16 protein-coding genes and 2 riboswitches are annotated in these 20,762 nt (G+C 69.5%); of the genes, 13 read left to right on the top strand and 3 right to left on the bottom strand.

Annotated features, from left to right (window positions below; genetic code table 11):
- Nucleotides 1-138 precede the first annotated feature (138 nt).
- Entirely contained in the window at nt 139-936 is a 798-nt protein-coding gene (locus KRR26_RS08325; RefSeq protein ID WP_268905787.1) for a formylglycine-generating enzyme family protein, read from the bottom strand.
- A gap of 738 nt (nt 937-1,674) precedes the next feature.
- On the opposite strand from KRR26_RS08325, the gene KRR26_RS08320 reads away from it, so the two are divergent.
- The 3 genes from KRR26_RS08320 to KRR26_RS08310 all read left to right on the top strand — a co-directional run bounded on the left by KRR26_RS08320 (nt 1,675) and on the right by KRR26_RS08310 (nt 4,739).
- Nucleotides 1,675-3,525, top strand: coding sequence for a WD40 repeat domain-containing protein (locus tag KRR26_RS08320; RefSeq protein ID WP_236068384.1), 1,851 nt, complete (start codon nt 1,675-1,677; stop codon nt 3,523-3,525).
- Between the two features lie 250 nt (nt 3,526-3,775).
- A complete protein-coding gene (locus KRR26_RS08315; RefSeq protein ID WP_236068383.1) occupies nt 3,776-4,309 on the top strand; it encodes a hypothetical protein in 534 nt (177 codons plus the stop codon).
- 46 nt (nt 4,310-4,355) lie between these two features.
- Nucleotides 4,356-4,739 (top strand): hypothetical protein, encoded by a 384-nt coding sequence (locus tag KRR26_RS08310; RefSeq protein WP_147422942.1) that lies wholly within the window; start codon nt 4,356-4,358, stop codon nt 4,737-4,739.
- An 87-nt stretch (nt 4,740-4,826) separates the two neighbouring features.
- On the opposite strand, the gene KRR26_RS08305 is transcribed toward KRR26_RS08310, so the two are convergent.
- Both KRR26_RS08305 and KRR26_RS08300 read right to left on the bottom strand, forming a co-directional pair.
- A complete protein-coding gene (locus KRR26_RS08305) occupies nt 4,827-5,180 on the bottom strand; it encodes a ComEA family DNA-binding protein (protein WP_217079540.1) in 354 nt (117 codons plus the stop codon).
- Nucleotides 5,177-5,425: a hypothetical protein gene (locus tag KRR26_RS08300; RefSeq protein WP_120205667.1), complete on the bottom strand. Its 249-nt coding sequence runs from the start codon at nt 5,423-5,425 to the stop codon at nt 5,177-5,179. Before KRR26_RS08300 ends, KRR26_RS08305 begins: the two co-directional genes overlap by 4 nt.
- A 399-nt stretch (nt 5,426-5,824) precedes the next feature.
- Nucleotides 5,825-6,068, top strand: a riboswitch (cobalamin riboswitch).
- A gap of 59 nt (nt 6,069-6,127) precedes the next feature.
- Here KRR26_RS08300 and KRR26_RS08295 point away from each other — a divergent pair.
- From KRR26_RS08295 to KRR26_RS08255, 10 genes are all read left to right on the top strand, one after another.
- Nucleotides 6,128-8,173 (top strand): TonB-dependent receptor plug domain-containing protein, encoded by a 2,046-nt coding sequence (locus KRR26_RS08295; RefSeq protein ID WP_217079539.1) that lies wholly within the window; start codon nt 6,128-6,130, stop codon nt 8,171-8,173.
- Nucleotides 8,148-9,773 carry an MXAN_6577-like cysteine-rich protein gene (locus KRR26_RS08290; RefSeq protein ID WP_217079538.1) on the top strand — a complete coding sequence of 542 codons (1,626 nt, stop codon included), beginning with the start codon at nt 8,148-8,150 and terminating at the stop codon, nt 9,771-9,773. The genes KRR26_RS08295 and KRR26_RS08290 overlap by 26 nt, the downstream gene beginning before the upstream one ends.
- Before the next feature lie 32 nt (nt 9,774-9,805).
- Nucleotides 9,806-10,684 carry an ABC transporter substrate-binding protein gene (locus tag KRR26_RS08285; RefSeq protein ID WP_236068382.1) on the top strand — a complete coding sequence of 293 codons (879 nt, stop codon included), beginning with the start codon at nt 9,806-9,808 and terminating at the stop codon, nt 10,682-10,684.
- Between the two features lie 226 nt (nt 10,685-10,910).
- Nucleotides 10,911-11,033 (top strand): hypothetical protein, encoded by a 123-nt coding sequence (locus tag KRR26_RS37370; RefSeq protein WP_268905783.1) that lies wholly within the window; start codon nt 10,911-10,913, stop codon nt 11,031-11,033.
- A 134-nt stretch (nt 11,034-11,167) separates the two neighbouring features.
- A complete protein-coding gene (locus KRR26_RS08280; protein WP_120205672.1) occupies nt 11,168-12,205 on the top strand; it encodes a FecCD family ABC transporter permease in 1,038 nt (345 codons plus the stop codon).
- Between the two features lie 46 nt (nt 12,206-12,251).
- Nucleotides 12,252-12,469: riboswitch (cobalamin riboswitch) on the top strand.
- 144 nt (nt 12,470-12,613) lie between these two features.
- Nucleotides 12,614-13,888, top strand: coding sequence for a hypothetical protein (locus KRR26_RS08275; protein ID WP_120205674.1), 1,275 nt, complete (start codon nt 12,614-12,616; stop codon nt 13,886-13,888).
- Nucleotides 13,885-14,598 (top strand): cell surface protein, encoded by a 714-nt coding sequence (locus KRR26_RS08270; protein ID WP_217079536.1) that lies wholly within the window; start codon nt 13,885-13,887, stop codon nt 14,596-14,598. Before KRR26_RS08275 ends, KRR26_RS08270 begins: the two co-directional genes overlap by 4 nt.
- Entirely contained in the window at nt 14,595-15,146 is a 552-nt protein-coding gene (locus KRR26_RS08265; protein ID WP_328707081.1) for a QcrA and Rieske domain-containing protein, read from the top strand. The genes KRR26_RS08270 and KRR26_RS08265 overlap by 4 nt, the downstream gene beginning before the upstream one ends.
- Before the next feature lie 149 nt (nt 15,147-15,295).
- Entirely contained in the window at nt 15,296-16,987 is a 1,692-nt protein-coding gene (locus KRR26_RS08260) for an FHA domain-containing protein (protein ID WP_217079556.1), read from the top strand.
- An 85-nt stretch (nt 16,988-17,072) separates the two neighbouring features.
- Entirely contained in the window at nt 17,073-20,762 is a 3,690-nt protein-coding gene (locus KRR26_RS08255) for a serine/threonine-protein kinase (RefSeq protein ID WP_217079535.1), read from the top strand.

Below are 20,762 nucleotides of genomic sequence, written 5' to 3'. Positions count from 1 at the left end.
GGGCCTTCTCGCTCTCAGGTCTTCTGCGCACACAGAGCCGAACGAGAGGTGCCCCTGCTCTTTCTTCCCGCTCGTCTCGCGCTTGCCCGCCCCTCAACCTGATCGCGAATCACGACCCTCGGTTTAGGGCAAGAGTGGTTACCGCCTGAGGACGCAGCGGAAGCCCACCCCGGTCAAGCCGTTCCGTGGATAGGCGAGACCGCGATGCGCGGAGCGAAACAAGGACGGCACCTGATTCAGCCACGAGCCTCCTCGGTGCACAGGCTTCTCCGGCACGTCGGGAGGCTCAGCGGGCGTGGTCTCGCCCAGGTGTTCTTGGTAGGTCGTGGCGGTCCACTGCCACACGTTCCCGGTCATGTCGCAAAGCCCCCAACTGTTGCAGCGTACGCCGGAAGAAACGACGGGAGCCGTGCTCCCCAGGCAGCCCCGTGACGTGCAGGCCACTGAACTTACGACACGAGTCACGTCGAAGGTCTCGCCCCACCAGTAGGCGGTCGATGCCGTGGCACGCGCGGCGTACTCCCATTCAGCTTCCGTGGGCAGGGCGCCACCTGTCAGTTCGCAGTAGGCCCGCGCTGCTCGCCAGTCCACGCAGTTCATGGGGTGTTCCTGGCGCTCTGAACCCAGGTTGCAGTGGCCCAGCCACCCCTGCGGCGTCTCGGCCTCGGTCCACCAGTGCGCCTGGGGATCCTTTGCTCGTACCTGTTCGGCTCGCTCCTCGAAGGCGCGCACCGTCACGGGTGTGACGTCCATCTGGAACCGCGCGAGCGCGACGTGGGTTCGAGGCCCCTCGTCCGTGTCCCGTCCTGGCTCTCCCTCGGGGGAACCCATGTCGAACCCTCCGGCGGAGAGCCACACCGCGGTGGCTGCGGTTGTCGGGGCTTCGCGAGCGGGGGAATGCGTCGTCGCCTCCTTCGAGGTTGCGCAGCCTTCCATGAGAAGCAGGAGCGGAAGACACGAACGGGCCAAGAAGGACGTCATCGAGAAGGCTCCCTATGGAACAGCGTCATGCTGGAACGCAGCGGCACAACGGGCATCGTCGTGCGTGACGACCTACAGGTCCAGGAGAACGACTCGGTCAGCAGCTCAGGCGATGTGGCAGGTGGCATCGAGCCTTCGCGAAGCGAATGCCGAATGCAGGACGGGATGTCCATGACGGCTTTCATGTCCTGGGCTGGTGACTCACGCTCCGGTGCCATTCCCACACAGACATTCCTCCGGAGGTGCGGAGTGCTTGCTCGCGCTGTCCATGGAGGGCGAGTGGACTGGGTTCGGAGTGAACCCAATCGTTCCTGATTCATGGCCTTCAGGTGCGAATACGGAAATCCGTTTGGGAACCCATTGGCGGAATGGATGGACTCTGGATGGACGATTGAGCACGCTCTCGTGCCTCATTGCCCCCCATGGATTTGAAGGTGCTCTGATATGCGAGGTCCGTTGTGGAGGTTGGCGCCGCTCGTGATGCTGCTGGCATCCTGTGTGGGACACCCTCAGATTCGAAGCCCAGGCGGTGCTTCAGGGAACTCGGCGGAGCAGGAACTTCGCTCGTGGATCTACTCCGCGAAAGGAGATGCTGCCCTCGATTCGAAGCAGTGGGGACTTGCGGCTGGCTATTTCTCTGTGGCGCGTGGGCTTCGGGACTCTGCTGCGGCGCGCTGGGGACAGGGCTGGGCCATGAACCGAGCCTCGCAGTTGCTGTGGACGAAGACGTTCGAGGGCTCCGTCCTGGCCCTGGCGTTCTCCCCAGACGGGCGGTTCCTGGTCACTGGGGGATATGACCACGTTGTCCGCCTCTGGCGGGTGGATGGCGGTGAGCGGGTTGCCGAGATCGCAGAGAACCCCGCGGAGGTCCATGCCGTCGCGTTCTCCCCGGATGGGAAGCGGATCGCATTCGCTGGCAGGCCCGGGTCTATCCATGTCTGGAGTGTGCTCCAGGGCCGCACGGTGGCCGTGCTCATCGGGCACACGGATGTCGTGAGAGGGCTGGCATTCTCCGCTGACGCGAAGCAGCTGGCCTCTTGTGGCTTGGACAAGACCGTGCGTGTCTGGGACGTGGACACAGGCGTGGAGCGGTTGCGCTTCGAACATGATGACTATGCAATTGCTGTGACGTTCTCGGGAGATGGGAGATGGCTTCTCTCGACGAGCATGGACAAGAGCGCTCGTCTCTGGGACTTGGCGTCACGCCGGGAACTCCACCGCTTCAGTGGGCATGAGGAGAAGGTGGAGTCCGCTGCGTTCTCTGCTGATGGGAGCCTGGCCATGACCGCGGCGGCGGACCGCTCCATTCGTTTCTGGAATCCACAGTCTGGCCAGCTCGTCGATGTCTTGAAGATCCCGGCAGACGTCTCCGCCGCCGCCATGGAGCCGAAGTTCCGCTTCGTTGTGCAGGCGGGATGGGATGGACGGGTGCAAATCTTTGACACGCGCAGTGGTGAACTCCTGGAGCGGTTGGATGCTCATCACGGCTTCGTGATGTCCGTGGCCCTGTCTCCTGATGGGCGCACGTTTGCATCGGGAGGAATGGATGGGGCCCTGCATGTCTGGCGCCGCCCCGTCGTCCCTGCCGAGGTGATGCTCCAAGGGCACACTGCCTGGGTGGAGGCGCTGGCCTTCATTGGGGACGGGGACTTCGTGACGGGCGCGGAGGACGGAATGCTTCGTTGGCGTACGGCGCCAGGCGAAGCCCCCACGCATCGCGCCGAGAGCACGGAGCCTGTGGTCTCGATCGCGACCAGCCCAGACAGGCAGGTGCTCGCAACGGGAAGTCTCAAGGGGAAGGTGCAGTTGATGGAAGCCACCACAGGCCGACGGCTTCGTGAGCTGGCGGACGTGGACGGGTCGGTGCGAGGGCTCACGTTCAGCCCGGATGGACGGCTTCTGGCCGCAGGGGGAGATCACGCGGTCCATCTCTGGTCGATGCCAGATGGCGCGCCGCTTGGTCGATTGGAGAACCCGGCTGGGAAAGTCTGGGCGGTGGCGATCGACTCGACGGGGACTCGACTCGCATCGGGTGGTTCGGAGAAAGTCGTCAAGCTGTGGGACCTGACGCGCCGTCAGGTCGTGCGCACGCTGGAGGTGGGGGAGCGGATCCGCGCCTTGGCGTTCACGCCCGCCGACCAATTGATCACGGCGGGGATGCACCAACCCATCCAGGTGTGGGCGCCAGAGGATGGCCAACTTCTGACGCGAATGGATGAGGGCTCGGTGGGAGTGCTCTCACTCGGGCTTTCTCCTGATGGGAGGTTCCTGGCTTCGGGCGGAATGGACATGCGGGTGAAGGTCTGGAGCCTGCCTGACGGGGACTTGTTGGGGAGCATCCACGGGCAGCAGGGGTTCCTGTCCGCCGTGGCGTTCTCTCCTGGGGTGGACGTCCTTGCCTCCGTGGCGTCCGACCGGACTGTTCGCTTCGTCCAGTTCAAGAGCCTCGCGCAGCCACTTCCCGCAGGGGAGCAGGTCAACGCGCTCTTGTCGCGGTACGGTCTCCAGTGGGACGCGTCTAGGATGACCATCCAGAACCGCTGAGGATGGTGAGCTCGCTTCATATTCCAATGCAGCTCCCGCCGAATCTGCCGCTGAGAAGAAAAGTGGTCGTGGTCTTGAATGGCAATGTGCGGCATATCCGCGAAAGGACGACGAATTGGCTCTGAATGCTCTCAGCCCACCCCGGTTCGTCAGAGTCCTAGCGTGTCTAGGAATCGCTCTGGGATGTGCGGCGAACCCAAATATCCGCGTTCGTCGCCTGTCGAATGGACAACTGGAGGTCGACGGTCCATTGGCAGGTCCGTTCAAGACGACTGAAGAGTTGACCGCGAACACCTGCACGCTCATGACGAGCCAGGGGGCGGCCTCGGGTGGCATGGCTGGCAGCGAATATTGCGCGCTGACCTATTACGTACCCGAGGAGGCTGCCTTCTATCTCAGTTATCTCTCGGATGTTCGCGAGAAGTTGGACTCGCGCGGCGCAAAAACGTGTTCAATGCCGCAGGCGCTCAACGATCCGCGTCATGTGGGCGCTCTTATCATCGCGGGCGACCATACCCACCCGCATAACCTTCGATTCTCAGCCGGAGACCTCAGCGGTCGCTGGAACCCCACCCGAATGGTGGATATGAAGACCGGACGCGTGTTTCATCGCGAACTCTATCTTCTCTATCTCGACAGAGGTGGCATCTGCAGGGTCTACAGCTACAATTATGCGACGCGTATTGTCTCGGCACTGCGAAATGCGCAGTGGGTTGAGATTGGCCAAGTCTACGATGACTCTGGCAACATCCAGATGTTCGAGGGGAAGGACTGGCTGCCTTGATATGAGAATCTCTTCGTGTGCAATCGGTCTCTGCTGCGTCAGCCTGATGAGCGGGTGTGCCCGGCTGGGCTACTACAAGATAGGCAAGGCGGAGCGGGCATCCCCCGACGAGGCGCATGCGGTGGTGTTCCCGAACTCCCTGGAGAGCGGCGTCCATCTGGACGGTCCTTCCATGGCCGCGTTGGAGGTCGCCCGGAATGAGTTCATGCCTCCCGGCACCAAGGCGACAGCCCACGATGAGAAGCTGGCCGTCTGCCTCTCTCGTCGGGATGTTTATGACGCCACGGTGTTGAAGGAGAATGACAATCTCTATTTCGTCAGCTTCCTGCCTCGGCTCTCGCGATGTGGCATCGAACTCGAGACTCCTCTCATGGACGCGGGCGTCACGTACGCGATCGATGGACGTGGCCGGATCCTCAGTGAACTCTGAGCGCGGAGCGTCGTGTGAATGAGGACGGGCCGTCGCTCCGTTCCTTCCGGGGCGGCGGCCCTTCTGCGACTTTTCCTCAGAGTGGAGTCATGGTTTCTGGTGCGCGGCCTCCTTTCCCGGCGCGTCGGGCGTGGAGACCTTCTCCACCTTCAGCGTCGTGGGGCCTGTCAGCGTCAGGTGTGCCTTCAGCTTGAGGAAGCGCTTCTTCCCAAAGCCTTTCACTCGCACCAACTCCTCGATGCGTCCGAAGGGCCGCTTCTTCCGATGTTCGAGGATCCGCTCCGCCGCCTTCTCCCCCACGCCCGGCAACAGGTCCAACTGGCTGGCGGTCGCCTCGTTCAGGTTCACCACGCCTGTGTATTGCGTTCGCTGTCTGGCTGCTTCGGCCAGCCCGGGCCCCAGCAGCGCCCAGCCCAGCAAGGCCACCCATCCGAACTTCACGAGTGCCCTCCTACCGGCGACGACTCCAGGCTCAGCTCGCTCGCGTAGCGCCCGCCCACCGTCGCCGTGTCCCGCTTCTCCGCCGCTTCCCTCACATGCAACTTCCCGTCGAGCGGCAGCACGTCCAACAGCACGTTCAATGAACCATCCTTGTTCACGAACGCGCTCCCCGCCCTCACCCAGATGCTCCCGCCCTTGCCCTCGCGGATGGAGAACACCGCCAACCGCTTCCCCGCCGTCAGCATCCCTGCCCCCTCGTCCTGCATTCCCGCACCACCACGGCGCGGGTCCCTCGCTCGGCGTGACCGCCTGAGGTCCCTCGCGGTCAGAGCAGCCCCCATGCCAGAGGTCGGCTCCTCTGGTGACTCGCGGCCCGACCGTTCACACGCTCGATGTCCATCCACGCTCCAGGACGGGCACGGATGCTCCAGATCCGATCTCAGCGCGTGAGAGAGGCAGGCGGGCTCGAAGTGCTTTCGACTCGACCTCCGTGGTCGTGGTGCGCTGCGTCTTCGATGTGTGGCGTCACCTGCGGTGCGGGCGGGTGCGCTGGTTCCGAGCCTCGCGTTCAGTGCTTCGCAACCCGTGGTGTTCACTCCCGACGGGCCACCTGCGGTCGCTTGACGCACGAGGGGGGACCCCCTAGAAGGGGCGGGCCCTTGGGTGCCCATGTCGGGCTTTCAAGAGGGAAGCCGGTGCGAATCCGGCGCGGTCCCGCCACTGTGAACGGGCTGCCCTGAGGTCAGGGCCGGGAACCTCGGATTGTTGCCACTCCACCGTGCCGTGGGATGCACCGGAGGAAGGCAGAGGTCCCCTTCTGGACCGGCGCGGTGTGCGCCGCTCCCAGAGCTCGCGAGCCAGGAGACCTGCCCAGGGGTCCGGTCGCGTTCTTCATCGGAACGACCCGGCGGCCTTCTCTCTTCGATGGAGAGAGCGGAAGGCGGAGCATGCGGCGGACTCAACTCGTCAGGCCCGTGGCGTGCCTGGCGCTCAGCCTCTCCTGGATGGCGCGAGCCCAAGCGCCCACCCCCAAGGTGGAGCGCCCCGCAGAGCAGCAGGCGAGCCCGCCGGACACCGCGCCCCCCACCTCGGACGAGGTCTTCGTCGTCCCCACCGTCGAGGTGACCGGTCAGGCCCCCGTGAGCGAGGCCCCGGATGCCGCTCGGCGCAGGGACCCCACGGGCGCCATCACCGTCATCGACGCTCGCTCGCACGACGGCGAGGCGCGCGACACCGCCGAGCTGCTCTCGGGCGGCGCGGGCCTCGCGGTGCAGGACACGGGCGGCTTCGGGCAGAGCAAGGGCGTGGTGGTGCGCGGGGCATCGTCCAACGGCGTGCTCGTGTTCCTGGATGGCATTCCCCTCAACGGCGCGGGTGGCATGGCAGACCTGTCGCTCGTGCCCGCCGCGCTGGTGGACCACATCGAGGTCCTGCGTGGCGGCGCCGGTGCGCGCTATGGCGCGGGCGGTCTGGGCGGGGCCATCCGCATCGTCACGCGTCCTCCCGAAGGCACGCTGCGCGCCAGCGGTGAGGTGACGTACGGGAGCTGGGACACCGTGCTCGGGCAGCTCGCCGCCACCGGTCCGCTGCTCGATGGCCAGGTGATGCTGCTCGTGCACGGCGGGCGCTCGGAAGGGAACTTCCGATACCGCGTGGACGACCTGCCCGCCGTGGAGGGCAATCCGCTCACGGAGCAGGTGCGCACGCGCAATGACGCTCGCGGTGGCGGCGCCCTGCTGCGCTACCAGCGCGAGCTGCGCGACGGCGCTCGGATGGACGTGCTCGCGGAGCTGGCGCTGGAGAACCGAGGGCTCGCTGGCACGGTGCAGAACCCGCAGACCACCGGGCGACAGGATTTGGGACGTGTGTCGCTCGGGCTGCGGTGGGCGCGGCCCCTGGCGAACGCGGGTGAGCTGAGCGCGCGCGGTTTCTTCCGACGCGAGGGGCTCGACGTGACGGGCGGCGTGCCGGAGATGGACGGCGGCGCGCAACGTCAGACGGTGGGCGGGGTGGAGTTGGAAGGCCGCACGCTGCTGGGCGACGTGCATGCGGTGAGCGTCGCGGTGGCGGGCTCGGCCGAGGCGGTGACAGAGGCGCTGCACACGCAAGAGGCGTCGTGGTGGCGCGCGAGCGTCATGGTCATGGACGAGCTGCTGCTCTGGGGCGGACGGCTGGGCGTGGCGCCCTCGCTGCGGCTGGAGCGGGTGGGGCCGTACTGGCTCGTGGCGCCGAAGCTGGGCGCGTCCCTGGACGTGGGTCATGGCTTCGCCGTTCGCGCGAACGCGGGCCAGTCGCACCGCGCGCCGTCCTTCCTGGAGCTGTACATCCGCCAGGGCACGCTGCTGCCCAATCCCTCGCTTCAACCCGAGCGGGGGCTCTACGCGGACGCGGCTGTCACCTGGCGTCGCGAGGGCTGGAGCGCCTCGGCCGGTGGGTTCGCGGCGCTGTATGACAATCTCATCGCGTATGAGCTGTATCCACCGCTGCTGGCCAAGCCCTACAACTTCGCCGCCGCGCGCGTGTGGGGCGCCGAGCTGGAGGTCGAGGCTCGGCCGTTGCCCTGGCTGACCGCGGGCAGCAGCTACACGTGGATGCGCACGCAGAACCGCTTCGATGATCCGCGCTTCCTCGACAAGGACCTGCCGTACCGTCCTCGGCACAAGTGGATGGGGCGTGTGCGCGCGGGGCCGGATTGGCTCAATGCCCGCGCGGAGGTCATCTACCAGTCCGCGCAGTTCTTCAATCGCACCGGCTCGCTCACGCTGCCCGACCGCACGTGGGTGAGCGCGGGCGCCTCCAGCACGTTCCTGCGCCACCCGGATGTCACCGTGTCCGTGGAGCTGAAGAACCTGCTGGATGCGCAGACGTCTGACTTCAGTGGCTATCCGCTGCCGGGGCGCGCCGCCTACGTGACGCTGGGCGTGGCGTTGGACCCTCCCGCGGCGTCCCCTTCCTCCCAGGAGAACCATGGTCCGCAGGCCCCGAACCCCTGAGTCGCTTCCCTGGGCGCCCTGGCTGTCCCTGGCGGCGGTGCTGCTCTTCACCGGTTGCCCCAAGGAAGGCGCGGTGTGCACGCCGGGCCTGTCCGTGTGTGGTGACGCGTGTGTGGATTTGCGCGCGGACGTGGAGCACTGCGGCGTGTGCGGCACCGTGTGCGGCGCGAACTCCGTGTGTCAGGACGGCGCGTGCGCGTGCCGCGAGGGCTCGCTGCGCTGTGGTGAGACGTGCGTGGCGGTGGCGAGCGATGTCGCGAACTGCGGCGCGTGTGGCAATGCCTGTCCCTCCGGGCAGGTATGCGAGGCGGGGCGCTGTGGCGTGGGGTGCTCGGCGGGGACTTCGCGGTGTGGCGACGCCTGCGTGAACCTGCTCGCGGACGTGGCGAACTGCGGTGCCTGTGGCCACGCGTGTCCGGATGCGCAGTCGTGTCACGCGGGCGTCTGCGCGTATGACGTCGTGGCGGCTTGTTACAACCTGGGGCAGGTCGTGGGCATCCAGGCGGGCACGGACCGGCTCGGGCCTCGCCGGCAACTGGGGGGCGGCGTGCAGAGCCTGGCCGCGTATCGCAACGTCCTGCTCGCGGCGGATGCCACCAACTCCGAGTTGCTCCAGGCGCCCGCGGGAGAGCTGGGCCAGGTGTCGCAGCGCTCCTCGCTGGGCAACGTCACCACGTCGCCCAATGACATCTTCGTGGCGTGGCCCTACGTCTACGTCGTCGACTCCATCAACAACACGTTGCAGGTGCTCCGCGGCGAGGGCTCGGGCGGAGGGACGTCGCTGGGCCTGCGCACGGTGACGCAGCTCAGTCTGGGGGCCAACACCAGCCCGCAGGGCATCACCCGCGTGGGGGACACGCTCTTCATCCCGTTGTTCGGCACGGCGGGCTCGGGCTTCAAGAAGGGCAACGCGGTGGCTCGGGTGGAGGTGCTGGACCCTGAGCACCCCCGGCTCCTGGACTCGATTCCGCTCACGGGCCTGGACCTCAAGTCGTTCGACGGAGGCACCAGCCTGCCGCTTCCCTATTCGGCGACGACGCTGAACGGCGTGGTGTACGTGGCGCTGACCAACTTGAACCCCGCCAATGACTATCGCCCCAACGGTCCGGGGATGCTCGCGCGCATCGAGCCAGCGGACGGCGGCGTGCGCGCCATCGACCTGGGGGCCGAGCATTGCCTCAACGCGGGCTATGTGGAGCCCGTGGGTGGACAGCTGGTGGTGAGCTGTCTGGGGGAGGCGCGCTACGACACCGCCAATGGCAATCGCGCGGACGATGTGCGCGCGACCGGGCTCGCGCTGGTGAAGGACGATGCGCTCGTGGCGACCTACTCCTTGTCCGCGGGCTGCGCGCCCGGGACGCCCGAGTGCCAGGTGGCCGTGGCGGGGCGCTTCGCGGTGGCGAAGGACGCCGTGTACCTGGCGGACGTGAATGGCGGGCGCGTCTATGTGGTGGAGGTGAAGGACGGCGCCCTGGTGGAGCGGCGGGGCTTCAGCACGCCCGGCGCGGTGGGCCCCGCGCTCGATGCCTGCCCGAGAGATCCGCGTCGCCCCGTGTCCAACGTCACCGACGTCGTGGCCATCCCGGGCCTCGCGCCGTGAGCCCCCTTCCTTCCATGAGGACTTCCATCATCATGTTCGCGCGCTCCGTGGCCTTGCTGTGCGGGCTCTTCGGGTGTCTGGTCGCTGGCTCCGCCCACGCGGGTGCGCCGCCCTCGGGGCCGTATGTCCTGGGGACCCCGCCCAAGCAGGTGAAGCGGGTGGTGACGCTGGTGCCCTCCCTGACGGAGATGGTGCAGAGCCTGGGGGCGGGCGCGTCGCTCGTGGGCGTGTCGCGCTACGACGAGTCGAAGGAGGTGGCGAAGCTGCCGCGCGTGGGCGGCTTCGTGGACCCTTCGGTGGAGGCCGTGGTGGCGCTCCATCCGGACCTCGTGCTGGTGCAGCCGGGGCCAGGGAACCAGCGGCCGGTGGAGAAGATGGTGGAGCTGGGCGTGCCCGTGCTCGTGTTGCCGCTGCACACCGTGACGGATGTGCTCGCGGCCCTGCGCGCCGTGGGCAAGGCGCTGGGCCGGGACACGGAAGCGCAGGCGCTCGTCACGCGCATCGAGGCCACGCGGGCTCGCATTCGTGAAGCCGCGAAGAGGCAGCCCGCGCCGCGCGTCCTGTTTGTCTATGGCTTCGAGCCGCTCGTCGTCGCCGGGCCCGGCTCGTTCGCCAACGAGCTGCTCCAGGACGCGGGCGGCCTCAACGTGGCGGCGGACGCGGGGACGGCCTACCCCGTGTATTCCGTGGAACGCGTCGTCGCCGCGCGGCCCGACGTGGTGGTGGACGCGGCGGACGTGGACGTGGGCAAGGACACGCTGCGCGCGCTGCCAGGGCTGTCCGAGGCCCGCTGGGTGGAGGTGCCGTCGCTGGCGCTGCTCCAGCCCGGTCCGTCGCTGGGGCGCGGTCTGGAGGAGCTGTTCCTGCTGCTCCACCCCGCGCCGGCGCCGCGGGATGCGGGCGTCCACTAGGACGAAAGTCTTTTCGCCGCGGCCCCGCGCCTTCCGGGAGGGGCGTGCGTTCTCGGAGATGAGCATCCCCAGCTGCCAGCCTTTCCGCACGAGCCCCTGCTGCTGGGCGCGCGCGGTGGCCTCGTCAACCTCGCGGCGCTGCTGCTGACGCTGTCGCTCGCATCGCCTGCCGCTTCCCCCGACGGACTGGCGGAGGCGCCGCAGCGCGCAAGGCGACGTGTGGCTCGTGGCGGCCTGTCTCGCGCGCGACGCGGAGATGCTGGAGCGGATGGTGTCCCGACTCCAGGCTCACCACGGGCTGCGCCAGCAGGGCGGCGAGGGACTTCCGGAGCGGCGGCGGCCGGGGTAGATGCCTGCCGTCGCCGCTCTCGGAGTTTCCGCCATGGTTCGTCGTCGTCACGTCCTTCGCATCGCCCAGGTTCGAGGCGCGGGCGCGTCGCGCGATGGGGGCTTCGCGTGAGCGGGCGCTCCGGACGGGGGCCCATGTTCCATCCCGCGCGGCTCGTGAGCTTGCTGCTCGCCTTCACGTTGTTGGCGCTGAGCGCGTTCGCGGTGGCGGCGCGCTTCGGAGAGCGGCCCATCTCCCTGGTCGCCGCGCTGACGGCCCCGCGGTCCACGGATGCCGTCATCTTCTTCTCGCTGCGCCTGCCGCGCGCGTTGCTGGCCGCCATCGTGGGCGCGGGCCTGGCCGCCTCGGGCACCACCTTGCAGGGGCTGCTGCGCAATCCGTTGGCGGATCCGTTCGTGCTAGGCGTGTCCGGTGGGGCCGCGCTCGGGGCCACGCTGGCGCTTGCGTTCGGTCTGTCCACCGTGGGCGTGATGACCCCGGGCATGGGCGACGCGTTGGTCCGGCTGTCCGCGCCGTCGGTCTTCGCGTTCCTGGGCGCGGGCGCCGCCATCCTCTTCGTGCTCGCCTCCAGCAGCGGCCACGCGGCCCGCGCGCCCTACGCGGCCCTGCTCACCGGGGTCGTCTTCAATTCCTTCGCGTCCGCCGCCATCACACTGGTGAAGACGCTGTCGGACCCGAACCGCTTGGGCGCCATCCTCTTCTGGCTGGCGGGCTCGCTCAATTACGAGCACGGCGCCACGCTGGCGTTCGCTGCTTTGCTCCAGGTGGGTGCCATCGCGGTGATGTGGGCCCTGGCCGGACGACTCAACCTGCTGGGTCTGGGCGACGATGACGCGGCGACACTGGGCGTGCCCGTGGCCGCCACGCGTCGCTGGTTGCTGCTGGCCTCGAGCGCGAGCGTGGCTGGCGCCGTGGCGCTCACAGGGCTCATCGGCTTCGTGGGGCTCATCGTGCCGCACCTGTTGCGGCTCGCGTTCGGACCGGACCAGCGGCTGCTGATTCCGACGTCCGCGTTGGGTGGCGCCGCGTTCCTCATGCTCGCGGACCTGCTGGCGCGGTTGTCCATCCACTTGTTCGGCTCGGAGATTCCGACGGGCGTCGTCACCGCGCTCTTGGGTGGCCCGCTGTTCCTCGTCCTCTTGCGCAGGCGCATGCGGTTGGACGCGCTGTGAGGTGAGCGGGGCGGCCGGAGCATTGACAATGCCCGCCGCCCGCCATACTCCCGCCGACGTTGTCGGTGTCCCCGCGAGGTTGCGGAGACGCCAGGGAATCCGGTGGAAATCCGGGACTGCCCCGCAGCGGTGAGCAGGAACGAACGCCGTCCAAGCAAGCACTGGCCCGGGGATGGGCTGGGAAGCGACGGCCAGTAGAGGGGTGCCTCGAAGCGAGGTGCCCGCGCCTGCGAGTCCGAAGACCTGCCGATGACCCGTGCCTGCGTGGCACGGCCACAGACCGGAGCCTCCGAGGGGAGGCGGCGGAGGCGTCTTCCGGTGTGTGGCTCGCGCCCAAAGACCGCCTGCGTCCGTCTGCTCGCTCGGAGTCCCAACCCGCCCGTGGGGGCGGAGAGGACAGAGGACGCGATGACGACGGACATGAAGCGCGCGAAGACGTGGAGCCGGCCGGTGGGCCTGGCGGCCACGGTGCTCGCGATGACGCTGTGGGGCGTGGGTTGCGACAACGTGGAGTGCCGCGACGAGTTCGATTGTCGCGACCAGGGCTCCGCGCCACAGGGCAAGCTCTGGACGTGCGAGGCGCAGAAGTGTGTCGCCAAGGACGTTCACGGTGAGACCGCCGATGCCGGCACCGACGCGGGCACGAACCCGGTGGATGCCGGGACGGACGCGGGAACGGACCCCTGCGCCAACGCGCTGGTGGACGCGAAGCTGGGCGCGCTCCAGCTCCAGACGGGCTTCACCGTCGCGGAGTCCGTGGCGCTGCCCGAGGGCGTGACGGCGGTGGCCGCGACGCCGGGCCCCACGTACTCGCTCTATGGCCTGCGCGGCTTCGACAAGAACGCGTCCCTGTATGCGCTGGGCACGTGGCCGACGCTGCAGCTCGGCGCGTCCGGGCTCTTCAACGTGGTGTCCGCGGAGGACCGGCTGGCCAGCGATCCGGTGTTCATCGGTGGTTATGTGGTGACGGACGGCGCGCGCGTCCTCGGCGGCTACACGAAGTCCGGCAAGGACTTCCCCGGCTCCGTCGCGCTGTTTGACGTGGCGCACCCGACGGACTCGGCCTACTTCGCCGCGCCCGCCAACTACACCGCGGCCGCCACGCCCGATGTGTTCCTCATCAACGGCGGCGGGCTCGCGGCCGTGTCGGGTGGCCTGGGGGTCTACGCGCTGGAGACGTCGCAGAAGCCGCCGCGCGCGGTGAAGGTCGTCGAGTTCCCCTCCGCCGTGGGCGGCAGCGGCTTCACGGCCGTGGCGGACAACGGCATCGCGATGCTGGGCTTCTCCGACAAGGACACCTACGCGAACGTCGCCTACGCGGTGTCTCCGACGAAGCTGGCGGAGGCGCGCACCTCGGGCAAGCCGGTGACGCTCACCGCCGAGCCGAAGATCGACGTGGGCAGTGACTTCGCCAGCGCGGCGTCCTTCGGCAGCGGCGTGGCGGTGCTGCGCGGCGGCTGGGGCGCTCACGGCTACGAGGGCACGGACGTGTCCCGCATCCCGCTGCTGCCGGGCCTGACGGGCAACGCGCCGGTCAGCGTGGGCGCGCGCTCCGCGGTGCTCGTGTTCCCGAACCAGTGCACGTCCGTGAGCCTGCTGTCGTCCATCGGGTCGGACCTGCTGGTGGGGCTCCAGGACAAGCACGGCAGCCGCCTCGTGCGCATTCATCAGACCGCGCCATGAGCCCTCGCGCCTGTCCTCGCGCGCCCTGGGGGGCGCTGTTGTTCGCGCTGCTCGCGCTGTCCGCGTGCGGTGAGGACTCCCCACGGCCCTCACCTGACAGCGGCACGGAGCCGGACGCGGGCGCGCGCCCGGCGGATCCGTTCGCCGATGTCGTGGTGTCCTTCCAGCCCGGGGAGACGGCCGGCTTCGGGCAGGACCGATTCCCCGACGTGGTGCTCGGTCCGCCTCGCGGCGCGGGTGACAGCAACGGGTCGCTCGACGTGCTCTCGCTCGGCAAGGGGGGTTCCATCGTCCTGCGCTTCACGGACGTGGGCGTGGTGGATGGGCCCGGGGTGGACTTCCTCGTCTTCGAGAACCCCTTCCTGCTCGCCAACGGCAGCACCTACGCGGAGACGGGCGAGGTGGCGGTGAGCGAGGACGGCGTGAACTGGACGACGTTCCCCTGCGCCTTCACCGATGCGGCGGGGGGCTACCCGGGCTGCGCGGGCGTGCGTCCCGTGCTGTCCGACCCCACCAACGGCGTGAGCCCCACCGACCCCGCGGTCGCGGGCGGTGACGGGTTCGACCTCGCCACGGTGGGCCTGAAGCGCGCGCGCTTCGTGCGCATCACGGACACGGGGACCAACAAGTACGGCGGGACGTCCGGAGGTTTCGACCTGGACGCCGTCGCGGTGGTGCATGGCGAGTCGCTGAGCGGGACCTCGCCGTGAGTCGCACCCCGCCGCTCCCTCCGGTCCTCCCTCCTCCCGAGGTGGACCGGCGCGCCGCGCTGGGCAGTCTCCTGCGCGGCACCTGTGCCCTCGCCGTCCTCGGCGCGGGCTGCGGCCGGGAGTGGCGGGACGCCGCCGTCCTCGAAGTCCCTGGCGGCGCGTGTGGTGCCTCCACCGAGCCCGGGACTCCCGAGCCCGGGACTCCCGAGCCCGGGACTCCCGAGGAGGGCTGGGTGGAGGTGCCGCTCGCGGAGTACCCCGCGCTGCGTGAGGTGGGAGGACAGGCGGGGGTGCACGTCCCCCAGGCCCTGCTGGATGTGGTGGTGGTGCGGACCCCGCCGGATTGTGTGTCAGCGGTCTGGCGGACCTGCACCCATGGCGCGTGTCTGGTGGCGTGGGACGCTGAGTCAGCCGCCCTGGAGTGCCCGTGTCACGGCTCTCGCTTCGGGCTCGATGGGCAGGTGCTGCGAGGCCCCGCCACCCGTCCACTGGCCACGTTCCGCGCGGTCCTCCGGGGTGAATCGGTATTCATCTTCCGGCCGCGCTGAGCCGGTGGGGACTGGGGGTAGCCCCGGACCTGGGAATGGGGAGGCGTTCATGACGCGGCGCGGAAGCGGCGGCCCGGGGGCCTGAACCGGTCACAGTTTGCTCGCGGCCTCTCTGACACAGGGAAATGTCGTGTAACGTCCTGGCTTCGATGTGGCAGATCATCATCAACGGGCCGGGCTATTTCGACACGTCGTACGATCTGCCCGAGGGCGCCACGAGCCTCGGTCGTGCGGACGAGAACGACATCGTCCTGGGCGGCGACCTCGTGTCGCGGCGTCACGCGCGGCTGTTCGTCGAAGGCGACATGCTGCGCATCGAGGACCTGAGCAGCCGCAACGGCAGCCGAGTCAACGGCGCACCCCTCCAGGGCGCGAAGTCGCTGATGGCCGGAGACAGCGTCGCGCTCGGGGAGAACACGCTCGCGGTGCGCCAGCCGCACACGGTGGAGAGCGCCGCCACGGAGATGGTGGACCTGGGCGCGGGCGGCGTGGTGCGCTTCGGTCACGGCACGGATGTGTCGCCCGCCGTCCTGCTCGCCAAGGAGGTGAAGGACGCGGACGTCCTGCGCCTCTTGGACAACGTGAACCCGCTGCCGTTCGACGACAGCTTCTCGCAGGCCTCGCCGGTGGGGCCCGCGATGCAGGCCGGGCCGCGGGTCGCGTATGAAACATTGGTGCTGTTGTTTCACACCGCCGAGGCGCTCGCGTCCGCGCGCACGCTGACCTCGTTCCTCGAAGCCACCATGGACCGGCTGCTGGAGCGCACGGAGGCGACCACCGCCGTGGTGCTGCTCAAGCACGCCACGGGCCCGCTGGTGCCCGCCGCCGTGCGCCACCGGGGGCGGCTCGCCAAGGGCGAGGTGCCCGTGTCGGACGCCGTCGTGGACGAGGCGCTGCGCCAGGGCCGCGCGCTCGCGCTGGGCGACGTGCGCGACGACCGCCGCTTCGCCAGCCGCGAGAGCGTCATCCTCTACGGCGTGGACCGCGTACTGTGCATCCCCATCGGCGCCGAGCCGCCCTTCCTGGGCGTGCTCTACGTCAACACGCCCGGAGAGGGAGACACGAGCCTGGAGGTCATGCTCGATGCGTGCACGGCGGTGGCGCATCTGGTGGCCAGCGGGGTGCAGCGCTTCAGCGTGCGCGACGGCTCGGGGCCGGACCGCCTGCGCCGCACCCTGGAGCGCTTCCATCCGCCCGAAATCGCCGAGCGCCGCGCCGCCGAGGCCCAGCGCAACAACGGGCGCCTCCCGGGGCTGGAGGAGCGCACCGTCACCGTGCTCCACGCGGAGTTGGTGGGGTTCAACGCCATGGCCGCGAAGCTGGGCGCGGCGCGAGCCACGCAGCTGCTCTCGGACTTCCACTCGCGCATGAGCGGCATCGTGTTCAGCTTCGGCGCGACGGTGGAGGGCTTCCAGGGCGAGACGTTCCGCGCGCTCTTCGGCGTCCCCCTCGCGCAGGGCGAGGACGCGGTGCGCGCGGTGCGCGCGGCACTGGCCCTGCGCGCGGATTGGGAGCGCGGCATGTCGCGCAAGCCCGCGGAAGAGCGCTGCGAGCTGCGCATCGGCCTGCATACCACGCGCGCGCTGGTGGGGATGATCGGCCCCGAGCACCGGCAGGACTTCACCGCCGTGGGAGATGGCATGGGGGTGGCGGGATGGCTCGCGAGCACGGCCAACCCATGGCAGGTGCTCATGACGGGCAAGGTCCTGGCGGCCACCGGCGCGCGCTTCGACGTCCTGCCCTTGGGCGAGCGGGTGGTGCGCCCCCCCAAGGACAAGGTGGCCGTTTTCGAGGTCATCGACGAGGACATGGGCTCGCTCACCAACCCTGGCGTCCGGTGAGGAGACCCCTCCGGCCGGTTGACCGGTTGATGGCGGGGGCCGGGACGGGGTTCAATGGTGTCCCCGTGGTGCATCCCCGCCCCGCATGAACTCCTCCTCCCAGCCCGCCCGACTGCGTCCTTTCCGGCCGCAGCCCTTTGGCCGGTACACGCTCCTGTCTCACCTGGCCACGGGGGGGATGGGGGAAATCTACCTCGCGCGCCTGGAGGGGGCGCAGGGCTTCGAGAAGCTCTGCGTCATCAAGAAGATCCTCCCGCAGCTGGCGGCGGACCCGGAGTTCGTGGAGCGCTTCGTGGGAGAAGCGCGCACCTTGGTGAAGCTCAGCCACGGCTCCATCGCGCAGGTGCTGGACATGGGCCTCCACGAAGCCGAGGCCTACATGGCGCTCGAGTACGTGGACGGCAAGGACCTGCGCAAGGTGGCGGGGCGCGTCAGGGACCGGCAGTCGCCGCTGCCGCTCACGTTCATCCTGTACGTGATGGGGCGGGTGCTGGACGCGCTCGCGTACGCGCACCGCAAGCGAGATGACGACGAGAAGGAGCTGAAGCTCGTTCATCGGGACATCTCGCCGCAGAACATCCTCATCTCCTACGAGGGGGAGGTGAAGGTCATCGACTTCGGGCTGGCCAAGAGCCGGCTGTCGGCCGCGAAGACGAACCCCAGCATCATCCTGGGCAAGTTCCTCTACATGTCGCCCGAGCAGGCCCGGCACCAGCCGGTGGACCGCCGCAGCGACCTGTACGCGGTGGGGCTGTGCCTCTACGAGCTCATCTCGGGGAAGAACCCCTTCGACGCCGTGCCTCCGGGCGAGTTGATGTCGGCGGTGGCCAATCCCAAGGTGGCCGGGCTCAACGAGGTGGAGCCGCTGACGCCGTCGTCGGTGGTGCAACTGGTGGCCAAGGCGCTGGCGGTGGATCCCTCGCAGCGCTTCCAGACCGCGGAGGAGTTCCGTGGGCGGCTTCAGACGTGCTTGATGGAGATTGACGCGAGCGCGGGGCCGGAGAGCGTCAGCCGCTTCATGCGCGACCTCTTCGCGGCGGACTTCGTGTCCGAGCGGCGCTTGCTGGCGAGCCTCAAGGACGTGCCGCGCATGATGGGCGTGGAGGCGCGCGGGGCGGAGGGTGCGCCGTCGCGTCCGACGACGCCCATGCTGCCGCCGAAGACCATCCGGCTGGATGGTCCTGTGGAGCCGCTCTCGTTCCATCCCACGCCGCGCAGCCGTGAGGGCGATGGGCAAGGGCGCGACGATGGCGAGACGCGTCCGGGCGTGATGGTGGACGACACCACGCGGCCCGCCTTTCCGGTGGAGCAGTTGGAGGAAGAGGCGCGCGTGCGGGCGCGGCGGGGCACGACGGACAACACGGTGCCGTCGGTCGAAGTTCGGCCCGAAGCGCTGGAGCGGCCCGAGGTGCGTTCGACGCCCGCGCTCCAGCCAGAGCCAGGCGCCATCAGCCGTCCGGGCGCGAGCGACACCGCGCCGGGAGTTCGTCCTCCCTCCTCGACGCGAGAGGTGCCGGCGGTGGTGTTGCCCGCCGCAGCCTTCCGTGTTCCTCAACCGCTGACGCCGCCGTTGCCGCCGCCCATGGCGGGGCAGCCGCTGATGGCGTCGGAGCCCGAGGAGCCCTTCATGGTTCCGCCGCCGCTGCCCGATGGGCCGCTGGCGGATGACGAGGAGGACGCTCCGCCACCTCGTGAAATCACGACCGAGCCGCGAGGCGTGGCGCCGGACAGCCGAGGCATCGACAGCTCCGCGCGTCCGACCGCGCTGGAGATGCGCGCGAGCGACGGGGCTCGGGGCGTGGTTCCGGACTTCCGTCCGAGTGACAACGCGACGCGCCCGACCGCGCTGGAGATGCGCGCGAGCGACGCGGGGCGCCCAGCCACGCAAGACCTGCGAGGGTTCGATGGCGGGCGCTCGGCCTCGATGGAGCTGCGCGCGGCGGGAGCACAGGACGCCCGCACGAGCGACACGACGCGCGCCGCCGCTCCCGAATCGCGAGTGGGTGGCGCACAAGACCTCCGCACGAGCGACACGACGCGCACGGCCGCGTCGGATCCGCGCGTCAGTGGTGCGCTGGAGTTGCGCTCCAGTGACATCGCGCGCGCTGCGGCTGAGGCGCGCGCAGGCGGTGCACAGGACGCTCGCACGAGCGACACGACGCGCACGGCTGCTCCCGAAGCGCGGGTCGGCGGTGCGCAGGACGCTCGCACGAGCGACACGACGCGCACTGCCGCGTCGGATCCGCGCATCAGTGGCGCGCTGGACTTGCGCTCCAGTGACATCGCGCGCGCTGCGGCTGAGGCGCGCGCAGGCGGTGCACAGGACGCTCGCACGAGCGACACGACGCGCACGGTCGCTCCCGAGTTCCGCGCTGGCGAGGGAGGCCGTGCTTCCGCGCAGGACCTGCGCCCGAATGAGGGCGGTCGCACCGCATCCTTGGAGATGCGCATCAGCGAGGCGGGGCGCTCGGGAGCCGCATCCCACCATCCGTCATCGGGTCCGCCGCCGCGCGCGTCGGGCATCTCGCGCACGGTGTCGTCTCATTCGGCGCCAACGGTCCAGGTCCCCACGGTCTCGCCGGGACTTCCGCCTCGCTCCACGCCCTCCTCGGCCATGTCCTCGGTGGGGCAGGGGAGCGCCGCGCGCCCCGTGATGCCGGAGGAGACCACTCCCTCGGCGATGGCACTTCGTCCCGAGGAGCACTCGGACCCCGCCGCGTCTCCCCTCGCCGCCGAGGGGCCGGCCGGCGCGGATGCCCGCCTCGGGGACGTGGACACGCACCCTCGCTTCAACCTGCCGCGTGCCGGCGCACGCCATGACGACACGCAGCCTCGCGTCGTCTTGGATGAGGCGCTGCTGCGCGATGTCGAGGCAGAGGCGGCTCGGCCCAAGACGGGCTCGCGTCGGATCCGCGCGTCGTCCCCTGGGATGCCGGTTCGCGGCAACACGTCCTCGGGGATGAAGGCCGTGGTGGCCCGTCCGGCGCCCGTGGAGGTGGAAGAAGAGGACGACGTCCCCGCGCCGCTGCCGTCCCACGACGAGACCCGCCGCACGGTGATGCCCGTGCGCCCCGAGCCGGAAGCACGGCGCCCCGAGGAGCACACGCGTCGCACCGCGCGCCCCACTCGCCCCCCCGGAAAGGTGCGGGCCGTGGTCATCGTCACGCTGCTTCTTTTGGGGGGGCTCGGGGCCGCCGCGGCGGCGCTGGCGTTCATCCCGGGCCTGCGTCAGTTCGTGGGTGTGGACTTCGCTCGCGCGCCATCGCCACCACCCGCCGAGCCGCTGATTCCGCGCACGCCCACGGTTCCTCCGCCACCCGGACACGCGAAGACGCTCGCGCCCGACCCGAAGCCCGCCGCGGACGCGCATCCGGCCACCCCAGCTCCCGCGGCAGACGAGTCGCTCGATGACGACAGCCTCGTGACGCCGCTGGAGCCCTCGAACGAGGGCAACGGCGAGTCGGCCCCAGGTCACCGGGGAACTGCTCCGACTCGGGCGAGCAAGCAGCGCCCGCCGCCGCGCGGGGCGAAGGAGAAGGAGAAGGAGAAGGGACGCGACCAGACCCCCCTTCAGCGCGAGTGGAGCGCGACGAGCGCGCTCTACCTGAAGCTCGTGCGCGACCACGACTGCGCCAGCCTCCGCACCGCGTGCATGCGCTACAACGAGTTGGCGGACGAGGTGGCCGCCGCGGGCGACACCAACGACCCTTCGACGCTGACGAACGTCCGCAAGCTCCACTCCGAGCTGGTGCAGCGACAGAAGGAACTGCCCTAG

The organism is Citreicoccus inhibens (genome assembly GCF_019039035.1).
Lineage (GTDB): Bacteria > Myxococcota > Myxococcia > Myxococcales > Myxococcaceae > Citreicoccus > Citreicoccus inhibens.
This window is presented reverse-complemented; position numbering and strand designations above follow the sequence as displayed.

Excerpts from the sequence above, each read along its gene's own strand:
- KRR26_RS08325 (WP_268905787.1), bottom strand. The coding sequence starts at position 936 with ATGGAAGGCTGCGCAACCTCGAAGGAGGCGACGACGCATTCCCCCGCT.
- KRR26_RS08320 (WP_236068384.1), top strand. The coding sequence starts at position 1,675 with ATGAACCGAGCCTCGCAGTTGCTGTGGACGAAGACGTTCGAGGGCTCC.
- KRR26_RS08310 (WP_147422942.1), top strand. The coding sequence starts at position 4,356 with ATGAGCGGGTGTGCCCGGCTGGGCTACTACAAGATAGGCAAGGCGGAG.
- KRR26_RS08300 (WP_120205667.1), bottom strand. The coding sequence starts at position 5,425 with ATGCTGACGGCGGGGAAGCGGTTGGCGGTGTTCTCCATCCGCGAGGGC.
- KRR26_RS08295 (WP_217079539.1), top strand. The coding sequence starts at position 6,128 with ATGCGGCGGACTCAACTCGTCAGGCCCGTGGCGTGCCTGGCGCTCAGC.
- KRR26_RS08290 (WP_217079538.1), top strand. The coding sequence starts at position 8,148 with ATGGTCCGCAGGCCCCGAACCCCTGAGTCGCTTCCCTGGGCGCCCTGG.
- KRR26_RS08285 (WP_236068382.1), top strand. The coding sequence starts at position 9,806 with ATGTTCGCGCGCTCCGTGGCCTTGCTGTGCGGGCTCTTCGGGTGTCTG.
- KRR26_RS08280 (WP_120205672.1), top strand. The coding sequence starts at position 11,168 with ATGTTCCATCCCGCGCGGCTCGTGAGCTTGCTGCTCGCCTTCACGTTG.
- KRR26_RS08275 (WP_120205674.1), top strand. The coding sequence starts at position 12,614 with ATGACGACGGACATGAAGCGCGCGAAGACGTGGAGCCGGCCGGTGGGC.
- KRR26_RS08270 (WP_217079536.1), top strand. The coding sequence starts at position 13,885 with ATGAGCCCTCGCGCCTGTCCTCGCGCGCCCTGGGGGGCGCTGTTGTTC.
- KRR26_RS08260 (WP_217079556.1), top strand. The coding sequence starts at position 15,296 with ATGTGGCAGATCATCATCAACGGGCCGGGCTATTTCGACACGTCGTAC.
- KRR26_RS08255 (WP_217079535.1), top strand. The coding sequence starts at position 17,073 with ATGAACTCCTCCTCCCAGCCCGCCCGACTGCGTCCTTTCCGGCCGCAG.